Raw genomic sequence first — 11,290 nt, forward strand, 5'->3', positions numbered from 1 at the left:
TCCTCAGGCGAGGTGGAGGCCGGCAACGGCCAGATCAATTACTTTTATGCCGATGAAAGGAGCGACGAGGCCGCCCAGGCCGTAAATGGCGAGGTTGCGGGCGAGCAACTGCCCGGCGCCCATCGGCTTGTAGGTGACGCCCTTCAGCGCCAGCGGTACCAGGAACGGAATGATGATCGCGTTGAAGATCACCGCCGACAGGATCGCGCTGGTCGGGCTCGACAGGCCCATCACGTTGAGCACGCCGAGGCCCGGATAGAGCGCGACGAACATCGCCGGGATGATCGCGAAATATTTCGCGACGTCGTTGGCGATCGAGAAGGTGGTGAGCGCGCCGCGCGTCATCAGCAGCTGCTTGCCGAGGCCGACGATCTCGATGAGCTTGGTCGGATCGCTGTCGAGATCGACCATGTTGCCCGCCTCGCGCGCTGCCTGGGTGCCGGTGTTCATCGCCACGCCGACATCGGCCTGGGCGAGCGCGGGTGCGTCGTTGGTGCCGTCGCCGCACATTGCGACGAGCTTGCCGCCCTGCTGCTCCTGGCGGATCAGCGCGAGCTTGTCCTCGGGGGTGGCTTCCGCGAGGAAGTCGTCCACGCCCGCTTCGGCGGCGATGGCGGCGGCGGTCAGCGGGTTGTCGCCGGTGATCATCACCGTGCGGATGCCCATCCGGCGCAGCTCGGCGAACCGCTCGCGCACCCCTGCCTTGACCACGTCCTTCAGCGCCACCGCGCCGAGCAGGCGGCCGTTCCGGGTCACCGCCAGCGGCGTCATGCCGCCGCGCGCGATGCCGTCGGTGATGCGCTTGAGTTCGGCGGCACCGGCAGCGTCCGGATCCATCTTGAGGATCGAATCCACCGCGCCCTTCAGGATCACCGTGTCGCCCTGGCGCACGCCCGAGCTGCGGGTCTGCGCGGTGAAGGGGATCACTTCGGCATCGGCATCGAGCTTTGCGTCAAACGCGAACTTCTCGCGGCCCAGCGTCACGATCGAGCGGCCCTCGGGCGTCTCGTCGGCGAGGCTGGCAGTGAGCGCGGCCTCGGCCAGCGTGCGTTCTTCCACGCCGGTCAGCGGGTGGAAGGCGCTCGCCTGGCGGTCGCCGATGGTGATCGTCCCGGTCTTGTCGAGCAGCAGCACGTCGACATCGCCCGCCGCTTCCACCGCGCGGCCGGACTTGGCGAGCACGTTGAAGCGCACCAGCCGGTCCATGCCCGCAATGCCGATCGCGGAGAGCAGCGCGGCGATCGTGGTCGGGATCAGCGTGATCAGCAGCGCGGCCAGCACCGCCACCGGGATCGCGCCGCCGGCATAGGTCGCGAAGGCCGGGATCGTGCCTACTGCGATCAGGAAGATGATCGTCAGGCCGACGAGCAGGATGGTCAGCGCGATCTCGTTCGGGGTCTTCTGCCGCTCGGCGCCTTCGACCAGCGCGATCATCCGGTCGAGGAAGCCCTTGCCGGGATCCTGGGTGACGCGGAGGATGATCTTGTCCGAGATGACGCGCGTGCCCGCGGTGACGGCCGAGCGGTCGCCGCCCGCCTCGCGGATCACCGGCGCGCTTTCGCCGGTGATTGCGGCTTCGTTGACCGAGGCGACACCTTCGACAACTTCGCCGTCTGCCGGGATCAGGTCGCCGGTTTCGACCAGCACGAGATCGTCGCGCTGGAGGAGGTGCGCCTCTACCTTCTGCCAGGTCTCGCCGATGCCGGTGAGCTTCTTGGCCTCCAGTTCGGACTTGGTGGCGCGCAGCGACGCCGCCTGGGCGCGGCCCCGGCCCTCGGCCAGGGCTTCGGCAAAGGTGCCGAACAGCACGGTGAGCCACAGCCAGACGATCAGCTGGAGCTGGAACCCCAGCGGCAGCGGCTCGCCACCGAGCGCCAGCAGGACGGTGAGCAGCAGCGCCGCCACCGCGGTGGTGAACAGGATCGGGTTGCGGATCAGCGCGCGCGGATCGAGCTTGCGGAACGCGTCCCCGATGGCCGGGCCGATCAGCTCCGCCGCGAAGATGGACTTGGGTGCAGACATTGCTTGTCGTCCTCAGAAGAGCTGGCCGCGGAGCAGCATGACGTGATCGGCGATCGGCCCCAGCGCCAGGCTCGGCAGGAAGGTGAGCCCGCCCAGGATCAGGATGATACCGACGAGCAGCCCCACCCACAGCACGCCGGTGGTCGGGAAGGCGCCGACGCCACCGGCCACCTGCTTCTTGGCGGCGAGGCTGCCGGCGATCGCCAGCACCGGCACGATCACGAAGAAGCGGCCGAGCCACATCGCGAGCCCAAGCATGCCGTTGTAGAAGGGCGTGTTCGCCGAGAGACCCGCAAAGGCCGAGCCGTTGTTGCCGGTCGCGGAGGTGAAGGCGTAGAGGATCTCCGAGAAGCCGTGCGGACCGTTGTTGGCGATCCCCGCCAGGCCGGCCGGCAGCACCGAGGCGAGCGCAGCGCCGCCCAGGATGCACAGCGGCAGCACGGCGACGGCGAGCACCGCCAGCTTCACTTCGCGCGCCTCGATTTTCTTGCCGACATATTCGGGCGTGCGCCCCACCATCAGCCCGGCGACGAACACCGCGAGGAGCGCGAACAGCAGGAAGCCGTAAATGCCCGCGCCGACGCCGCCGACGACGATCTCGCCGAGCTGGATGTTGAACAGCGGGATCAGGCCGCCCAGCGCGGTGAAGCTGTCATGCATCGCATTGACCGCGCCGCACGAGGCTGCCGTCGTCACTACGGCGAACAGCGAACTGGCGACGATGCCGAAGCGGGTTTCCTTGCCCTCCATGTTCGCACCGGCGACACGGAGCGCGTGCAGCGCCGGGTTGCCGGCGGACTCCGCCGCATAGGTCACCGCCACGCCGCCGAGGAACAGCACCGCCATCGCGGCGAGGATCGCCCAGCCCTGGCGGGTGTCGCCCACCGCCTTGCCGAAGGTCCAGGTGAGGCCGACGCCGACGAGGAAGATCGACAGCATCTGTACCAGGTTGGTCAGCGCGCTCGGGTTCTCGAACGGGTGCGCCGAGTTGGCGTTGAAGAAGCCGCCCCCATTGGTGCCGAGCATCTTGATCGCTTCCTGGCTGGCGACGGGGCCGAGCACGATCGTCTGGCGTGCGCCTTCCAGCGTGGTCGCGTCGATACTGCTGGCCAGCGTCTGCGGCACGCCGCTCGCCACCAGGAACAGCGCATAGACGAGGCAGATCGGCAGCAGCAGGTACAGGACAATCCGGGTGAAATCGGCCCAGAAATTGCCGATGCCGCGCGCTTCCCGCCGCGCAAAGCCGCGGAACAGCGCGAAGGCGATGGCGATGCCGGTCGCAGCCGAAGTGAAGTTGTGGACCGCCAGCCCCAGCGCCTGCGACAGGTTGGAGAGCGTCGATTCGCCCGCATAGCCCTGCCAGTTGGTGTTGGTGGCGAAGCTGATCGCGGTGTTGAACGCGCCGTCCGCGCCCATGCCGGCCAGGCCGCGCGGATTCCACGGCAGCACCGCCTGCAGGCGCAGCACGGCGTAGGTGAGCAGCGCCAGCGCCAGGTTGAACAGGATAAGGTGCAATGCATAGGTGCGCCAGCCCTGCTCGGCATCGGGATCGATGCCGCCGATACGATAGATGCCGCGCTCGACGGGGGCGAGCACGCGGTGAAGCAGGGTGCGGCGGCCTTCGTAGAGCGCGAAGAGCCACAGGCCCATCGGCTTGGCGGCGGCCGCCAGAATGGCGACGAACAGGGCGATGAACGCCCAGCCTTGAAGTGTCATGCGGCCCTCCTCAGAATCGCTCGGGCCGCAGCAGCACCGCGACCAGATAGACGAGCAGCGCGAGCGCGGTCGCGCCGGCGAGCATCAGGTGCAGGCCCATGCGCTCAGGCCTTCACGCACAGCTGGACGAAGGCCAGCGTCAGCAGGAAAAGCCCGCCGAGCGCGGCGAGCCAGAGAATGTCGGACATGGGGTTGGCCCTTGCTTGTCGCCGCCGGGTGGCGGTGTGGCACGCGATCTAGGTCCGCCGGCCGTTAAGCTTCGACGGCGAATGCCGGGGCCCGGCATTAAGATTCCATATAGTCGGGCAGTGGGGCGTGGCGCCGGACGGGCGGGCGCACTACCAAGGGCGGCGATGAGCGACCGCCCAAATCCCGATGCGCTGCTGCGCGAAGCCCGGCGCGAGGCGCGCGGACGGCTGAAGATCTTCCTCGGCGCGGCGCCGGGCGTGGGCAAGACCTTCGAGATGCTGCGCGAAGGTGCCGAGCGGCAGCGCGCCGGCGTCGACGTGGCGATCGGCGTGGTCGAGACGCATGGTCGCGCAGATACCGAGGCGCTGGTCGCCCCCCTTGAAATCCTCCCGCGTAAGGCGGTCGAGCACCAGAGCCATCGACTGGAGGAAATGGATCTCGACGCGATCCTCGCCCGCCGCCCGGCGCTGGTGCTGGTCGACGAACTCGCCCACACCAACGCGCCCGGCTGCCGCCACCCGAAGCGCTGGCAGGACGTGGAGGAACTGCGCGACGCCGGCATCCATGTCTACACCACGCTCAACGTCCAGCATGTCGAAAGCCTCAACGACGTGGTGGCGAGCGTCACTCGGGTGCGGGTGCGCGAGACGGTGCCCGACGCGATCTTCGACGATGCCGAGATCGAGCTGGTCGACCTGCCGCCGGACGAGCTGATCGACCGGCTGAAGGAGGGCAAGGTCTATGTGCCCGCCGAAGCGAGCCGCGCGCTCGCGCATTTTTTCTCCAAGGCCAATCTCTCGGCACTCCGCGAAATGGCGCTCCGGCGGGCAGCGCTCAGCGTCGACCGGGCAATGCTCGATCATCTCGATGCGCTGGCGGTGCCCGGCACCTTCGCCGCCGGCGAACGCGTGCTGGTGGCGGTGAGCGAGCTGCCCGGCGGCGACGGGCTGGTGCGCGCGGGCAAGCGGCTTGCCGATGCGCTGAAGGCGCCGTGGCAGGTGGTGTTCGTCGAAACGCCGCGTGTCGAACGGCTGCGCGCCGGTGAACGCCACCGGGTGGCCGAGGCGCTGCAGCTGGCGAGCAGCCTGGGCGCCACCGTCGCGCGGGTGCCCGCCGCCACGGTGATCGAGGGGCTGCGCACCCAATTGGCCGGCATGCGCGCGACGCAACTGGTGATCGGCCGATCGCGCCGCAGCTGGTGGTTCGAGCTGCGCCACGGCTCCGTCGTCGAATCGATGCTGCGCGCCAGCGACGGCGTTGCGGTGCATGTGCTTCCCGCCGCCGGCGCTGCCGTGTCCGAACGGCGCGCGCTGCCGGTGCTGGGACGCTGGCACGAGCATGCGATGGGCGCGCTGGCGGTGGCACTCACCGTCCTTTTAGGCCGGGCGTCGCTGCCGCTGATCGGGGCGGGTGGCACCGACCTGCTGTTCCTGCTGCCGGTGATCCTGATCGCCTTTCGCTTCGGTTTCGGCGCCGGCGTGTCCACTGCGGCGATCGCAGGCCTGGCCTATAACTTCTTCTTCCTGCCGCCGCTCTACACCTTCACCATCGGCGACCCGCAGAGCGTACTGACCTTCTTCGTGCTGACCGGCATCGCGCTGTTCACCGCCAACCTGACCGGGCGGCTGCGGGCGCGCGCGACGCTCGGCACCCGCAGCGCGCAGGAAAATGCCGCCGTCGCCGCGTTCGGGCAGGCGCTCGCCCGCGCTTCGGATCCCGAGACCACCAGCCGCGTGGTGTGCGAGGAAATCGCGCCGCTACTCGGCGTCTCCGTCGTCCTCCTCGTCCGTCGCGACGGCGCACTGGAACGCATCGCGAGCGCCCCGGAAGACGCACCCCCGTTGGGCGCCGTAGACCTGGCGGCGGCCGAATGGGCCTGGAGCAGCGGCGAGGCGGGCGGCGTCGGCACCGGCACGCTGATCTCCGCCGACTGGCAGTTCCACCCGCTGCGCACCAGCATGGGCGTGCTCGCGGTGATCGGCCTCGCCGCGCCGGACGGCCGCGTGCCGATCACCGCCGATCGTGCGCTGCTGCTCTCTACGCTGCTCGGCCAGGCGGCGCTGGCGCACGAACGGCTGCGGCTGGAGCAGGACGTGCGCGAGGTCTCGGTGCTGCGCGAGCGCGACCGGCTGCGGGCGGCGCTGCTTTCCTCGATCGGCCATGACCTGCGCACGCCGCTGACCTCGGTGGCGGCGGCGGTGGATGCCATCGCCCAGGCCCATCCCGACGAAGCGGCAACCGGCATCGCCCGCGCCGAGGTCGCGCGGCTGCGGCGCTTTCTCGACAATCTGATCGACATGGTGCGGATCGATGCGGGCGCGGTGGCGCTGAGCCTCGAAGCGATCGACCTTACCGATGCCGCCGCCGCCGCCGTGCACGATCTGCGCGACATCCTGGGCGCGCGCGAGCTGGTGCTGCGCGTGCCGCCGGACCTGCCGCTGGTCCGCGCCGATCCGCGATTGCTCCACCACATCCTGCTCAACCTGCTCTCCAACGCCGCCGTCCATGGCGGCGAGGGCGCGATCGAGATCATCGGCACGCGCCGCGCCGACGGCATCCGCTTCGCCGTGCGCGATCACGGGCCGGGGCTGCGCCCGGGCGAGGAAGCAAGCATCTTCGAGACATTCGCCCGCGGCACCGGCAGCGACCGCGCTCGCGGCAGCGGCCTGGGCCTCGCCATCGCCAAGGGCTTCGCCGACGCGATGCAGGCGCCGATCCACGCCACCAATGCGGAGGGCGGCGGCGCCATGTTCGCCATCGACCTGGCGCCGTTGCGGACCGGCTGACCGGTGCCGACGGAGGTGAAGCGGGCATTGTGAGGCAATTATTGCCTGTTTTGCAGATACATACCAGTCTTCGTCATGACCTCTTCCTGCCGGCTTTCGTTCGACAGCGCTAGCTTGCCGGAGGCTGTTCGTTTCGAGACACTCGCAGCGCCTTGTCGGGTTTGAGCATGCAGGCGCCTCTATCCGAGAACTTCGGTCGCCTGCGTGCCTGCCTGTTTCGTCCGCGCTGGCGAGAGCAGCCTCGCGCGCAGCCATTGGTGCACGGGCCGCTCCACATACCAGTGAATGCCGATCGCCATCGCCACCGCGCTGCCGATGATGACCACGCCGGCGATCCAGCGCATCGGGCCCGTGTTGAGGTGCGCCGCCGACGCCAGTTTGAACAGTCCGGCCACGGCAAAAGGATGCAGGATGTAGAGCGCATAACTCGCCTCGCCCAGCAGCAGCGCCGCCGGCGCCCGCCAGGCAATCCCTCGGGCTTCGAGCGCAAGGACGCAGAAGATGATCCCGGCTGCCGGCAGACCCGAGCGAAACGCGCGATCGGGCCCATCGAGAAAGTGGAGACCCAGCAACGCCGCCGCGCCCACGATCAACAGACCGATCAACCAGATGCGGGGCAGGGTGGTTCGAACAATTTGGGGATGTAGCAGCGCCAGCACCATGCCGTAGCCGAATTCGAGGAGGATCGGTGCGGTATAGAAACCCGTGACCGCATCGGCAGGCGACGCTATTGCGCCGTAGGTGACGCACCCCAGGATCACCAGTAGCACGCAACCGAACTGCGCGGCGCGATCCCGAAGCAGCAGCGATGCCGCGAAGATCGCATAGAAGAACATCTCGTAGTTGAGCGTCCAGCCGGGGAACAGGACCGGGTAGACGCGACCGGGGCTCTTTTCATAGGCGATGAATGCCAGCGATTTCAGCAGCGCGATGGGGTCTGCGCTCGTCGAACGCATCAGCGCAGGCGCGGCGGCCGTCAGAAGAAAGGCGAAGATCGTAGCACCCCAATAGAGCGGCGCGATCCGCACGATCCGGTTTTTCGCGAACGCCAGTGCCGATACCGGTTTGTTCGTCGTGGTGTAAACCATGACAAAGCCACTGACGACGAAGAAAAGATCGACTCCCGTTGCGCCAGCTAGACCAATGCGCGCAAGCGTACCGCCATGGGCATCCGCCCAATGATCAAATACAATCAAAAGCGCGGCAATGCCGCGCACGACTTGCAGGTTTACTATCATAAACCCCCCGGTTTACCTCATTGTTCGTAGCACAGCTTCGCAGGGAGGCGATAGTGCGATGCAGCATGCCAATAAATTATGGTGCGCACGCTTTGCTCCGCCCGCACTGCCGGATCTAAAACTGGCCGAGGGCCATCATTGGAGCGGGCGCCTATCGCAGGCCGGCCACGACGGAATTGATATTCGCCCACGCTCTCCGCTGGACAAGCGGTTCGTCTGCAGACAATTTTACATAAGATATATTATCGGCAACAACTCTTGGTTCAGGGTGTAAGCGCAACGTACAAATGGCACAGCTCAGCAAAATAGAGATGGCACACGCGTGCGTCCGCTGAGCCGATCGTGTCCATGGACGCTCTCGAAAATGAGGGCGTGCAGCGATGGCGGTGATGGCAATGAGCGATGCCGAGATATCCCGGTTCGACACCTTGATGCGGCTCGACCGCGGCGAGCTTCGGCCCGCTGAGGCCATGCAGCTGCTGAGGCTGGAGCGCAGCCAGCTCTACCGGCTGCTCCGCCGACTACGGTCCGACGGCGTGGCTGGCTTGGTGTCCCGCAAGCGCGGTCGTCCCAGCAACCGGCGTTTCAGCGATACCTTCCGCGATAAGGTCCTCGGCATCGTTCGCGAGCACTATGCCGATTTCGGCCCGACGTTGGCGGCCGAGTATCTGGCCGAGCGCCACAGCATCACGCTCTCGCACGAGACGCTGCGGCAGCTGATGATCGGCGCCGGCCTCTGGAAGGCCAAGGCTGCTAAGCGCGCCAGGCTCCACCAGACCCGCAACCGGCGCGAGCGCCGCGGCGAGCTCATCCAGGTCGACGGCTCGGACCATGACTGGTTCGAGGGGCGCGGTCCGCGCTGCAGCCTGCTGGTCTATATCGACGACGCCACCAGCGAGTTGATGCACCTCGAGATGGCGGAAAGCGAGAGCGCCCTCTCCTACCTACAGGCGACACGCACCTACCTCGAGCGGCACGGCAAGCCGATCGCCTTCTATTCGGACAAGCACAGCGCCTTTCGGAACAACCGCGCGACGGCCGACAGCGACGGCATGTCGCACCTCGGCCGCGCGCTAGATAAGCTCGGCGTGGAGATCATCTGCGCCAACTCGCCCCAGGCCAAGGGGCGGGTTGAGCGGGCCAACAGCACGCTCCAGAACCGCCTCGTCAAAGCGATGCGACTTGAAGGCATCTCCTCCATCGAAGAGGCCAACACCTTCCTCCCCTCTTACCTCTTGCGCCACAATGCTCAGTTCGCCAGTCCACCTGCGGACCCTCGGAACGCCCATCGGCCCCTCGCTCCGCACGAGAATGTGGAAGCCGAGATGGTCTGGCGTGTCGAGCGCTCCGTCACCGGCGCTCTGGCGCTTCACTACAACAAGGCGATGTTCATCCTGGAGCCGACGCCGCTGGCGCGGACGCTCGCCCGCAAGCGCGTCCACGTTTGCGAATTCCCCGATGGGCGCATTGAGGTGCGGCACGGTGAAGTGGTCCTGCCCTACCGCGTCTACGACAAGATGCAGCGGGTCAACCAGGCCGAGATCGTCGAGAACAAGCGGCTTGGCGCGGCCCTTGCCATGGCGCAGGCCTTGCAAAGCGCCAACCCGCACCACCGGCAGCGGAACAACAATGCGCCAGCTCGCAGCTCACAGTCGGTGGGCGTTTTCGCTACGTCGCGGGTGGTTCTGGATGATGGTCGTGTGGGGAACGAGGCCCCAAAGCGACGGGGAAGACCGCCCCTCCCCCGCGTCAAGCGTCAGCTGGACACCGCCGCCGAGGAAATGCAGACTGTCCGCTGATGATGGAAAAGCTGCCGGTCCGCTCCCGCCCACTAGCGGACGCATATTTATCGGCGCATGCTGATTAGATGGCGAAGTCTGACATGCACCCTCACTGGTATCTACGGCTTCTGGCAATCTGGGTATTCACGGGACCAGTGCTTTTGGTGCTCGCAAACTTCCACAACCCCCAAGGCTTCAGAGTACTGCCGTCTTTCCCCCAGTGGCAGAGGGAGTTTTATCCAACTGAGTAGCCCCTAGTTTTCTAGACGCTTTCCACTTTCAAAATCTGCTGCCGTTCGAACTGGATGGGCGACAGCATCCCGTTCCTGACCTGCTTGCGCACCGGGTTGTAGAACATCTCGATGTAATCGAACACGTCCTGCCGGGCTTCCTGGCGGTTTTTGTACGTCCGGCGCCGGATGCGCTCCCGCTTGAGCGAGGCGAAGAAGCTCTCGGCGACGGCATTGTCATGGCAGTTGCCGCGACGGCTCATCGAGTGCGCAAGATTGTGCGCGCGTAGCAAGGCAGCCCAGTCCATGCTGGTGAACTGCGCGCCCTGGTCCGAATGGATCAGCACCCGGTGCCTCGGCTTGCGTCGCCACACCGCCATGTGCAGCGCCTGCAGCACCACATCGGTGGTCTGCCGGCTCTGCATCGACCAACCGACCACGCGGCGGGAATACAGGTCGATCACGACCGCCAGATAGGCGAAGCCTTCTAGGGTGCGAATGTAGGTGATGTCTGTCACCCAGGCCCGGTCTGGCGCAGCCACGTCGAACTGGCGGTCCAGCGTGTTGTCGACCGCCAGGGACGGCTTGCCGCCATGGCTGCCGGGTCTGCGCTTATAGCCGATCTGCGCCTTGATGCCCGCCAGTCTGGTCAATCTGGCAACCCGGTTCGGGCAGCAGGTCTCGCCATGATCCAACAGGTCGTCGTGCAGCTTGCGGTAGCCATAGACCTTGCCGCTGTCGTTCCATGCCTGCCGGAGCAACTCCGTCTGCCGAGTATCTTCCCGAGCCCGCTGACTCAGCGGGCTCTTTTGCCACAAAAGCCACTTGGCTGCACGGCGAGGCACCGGCACATCGCCCGCACGCCAAAACGATCGCGATGCTCGGCAATGAACGCGTATCTCACTTTGCATCCCGAGCGAAATACGCGGTGGCTTTTTTTAGGATGTCGCGCTCCTCGGTCACCCGGGCCAGTTCGCGCTTCAGCTGGCGGATCTCGGCATCCTTGCCGGCATCGCCTGACACCACCTTCGCCAGTTGCCGCTTCCAAGCATAAAGCGAGTGCTGGCTGACGCCGAGACGCTGCGAAACCTCCGCTACCGGATACCCGCGCTCGGTAATCTGAGCCACCGCATCACGCTTGAATTCATCGCTGAAATTGGGCTTCCCCATCATCGCCTCCTGGCCTCAAAATTAGGATCCAAGGCGTCCAGAAATCTAGGGGCTACTCACTGTGCGGCAGGACTATAAGTCCACAACTAATATAGCAATTTTATCAGCTTGTCTCGATTTCACATCTTCCTTGCACAAGGGGCCAAAATTAATTATGT

At 66.4% G+C, this 11,290-nt stretch carries 6 protein-coding genes and 1 pseudogene; 2 read left to right on the plus strand and 5 right to left on the minus strand.

Features of this window, described 5'->3' with window-relative positions; genetic code table 11:
• Positions 1-3: 3 nt before the first annotated feature.
• Genes kdpB through kdpF form a run of 3 tightly spaced genes read right to left on the minus strand, consistent with a single transcriptional unit; the run spans position 4 to position 3,838 of the window.
• Complete coding sequence (kdpB, locus tag B215_RS0106920) at positions 4-2,022, minus strand: potassium-transporting ATPase subunit KdpB (protein WP_019368914.1); 2,019 nt, start codon at positions 2,020-2,022, stop codon at positions 4-6.
• A 12-nt stretch (positions 2,023-2,034) separates the two neighbouring features.
• Positions 2,035-3,738 (minus strand): potassium-transporting ATPase subunit KdpA, encoded by a 1,704-nt coding sequence (gene kdpA / locus B215_RS0106925; protein WP_019368915.1) that lies wholly within the window; start codon positions 3,736-3,738, stop codon positions 2,035-2,037.
• 10 nt (positions 3,739-3,748) lie between these two features.
• The gene (gene kdpF, locus B215_RS19685) at positions 3,749-3,838 is read right to left on the minus strand and encodes a K(+)-transporting ATPase subunit F (protein ID WP_019368916.1); all 90 of its coding nucleotides are present in this window, start codon (positions 3,836-3,838) and stop codon (positions 3,749-3,751) included.
• 253 nt (positions 3,839-4,091) lie between these two features.
• On the opposite strand from kdpF, the gene B215_RS0106940 reads away from it, so the two are divergent.
• Complete coding sequence (locus B215_RS0106940; protein ID WP_019368917.1) at positions 4,092-6,713, plus strand: sensor histidine kinase; 2,622 nt, start codon at positions 4,092-4,094, stop codon at positions 6,711-6,713.
• Between the two features lie 179 nt (positions 6,714-6,892).
• Here the strand turns inward: B215_RS0106940 and B215_RS0106945 are convergent, their stop codons facing one another.
• Entirely contained in the window at positions 6,893-7,951 is a 1,059-nt protein-coding gene (locus tag B215_RS0106945; protein WP_019368918.1) for an acyltransferase family protein, read from the minus strand.
• Positions 7,952-8,331: 380 nt separating this feature from the next.
• Here B215_RS0106945 and B215_RS0106950 point away from each other — a divergent pair, with 380 nt between their 5' ends.
• Entirely contained in the window at positions 8,332-9,750 is a 1,419-nt protein-coding gene (locus tag B215_RS0106950) for an ISNCY family transposase (protein ID WP_019368919.1), read from the plus strand.
• Positions 9,751-9,994: 244 nt separating this feature from the next.
• Here the strand turns inward: B215_RS0106950 and B215_RS20835 are convergent.
• Positions 9,995-11,132, minus strand: a pseudogene (locus B215_RS20835) (IS3 family transposase).
• Positions 11,133-11,290 lie beyond the last annotated feature (158 nt).

The sequence above is a fragment of the Sphingomonas sp. ATCC 31555 genome (assembly GCF_000282895.1).
Lineage (GTDB): Bacteria > Pseudomonadota > Alphaproteobacteria > Sphingomonadales > Sphingomonadaceae > Sphingomonas.

Coding starts and splice junctions, on each gene's coding strand:
- kdpB (WP_019368914.1), bottom strand. CDS start 2,022: ATGTCTGCACCCAAGTCCATCTTCGCGGCGGAGCTGATCGGCCCGGCC.
- kdpA (WP_019368915.1), bottom strand. CDS start 3,738: ATGACACTTCAAGGCTGGGCGTTCATCGCCCTGTTCGTCGCCATTCTG.
- kdpF (WP_019368916.1), bottom strand. CDS start 3,838: ATGGGCCTGCACCTGATGCTCGCCGGCGCGACCGCGCTCGCGCTGCTC.
- B215_RS0106940 (WP_019368917.1), top strand. CDS start 4,092: ATGAGCGACCGCCCAAATCCCGATGCGCTGCTGCGCGAAGCCCGGCGC.
- B215_RS0106945 (WP_019368918.1), bottom strand. CDS start 7,951: ATGATAGTAAACCTGCAAGTCGTGCGCGGCATTGCCGCGCTTTTGATT.
- B215_RS0106950 (WP_019368919.1), top strand. CDS start 8,332: ATGGCGGTGATGGCAATGAGCGATGCCGAGATATCCCGGTTCGACACC.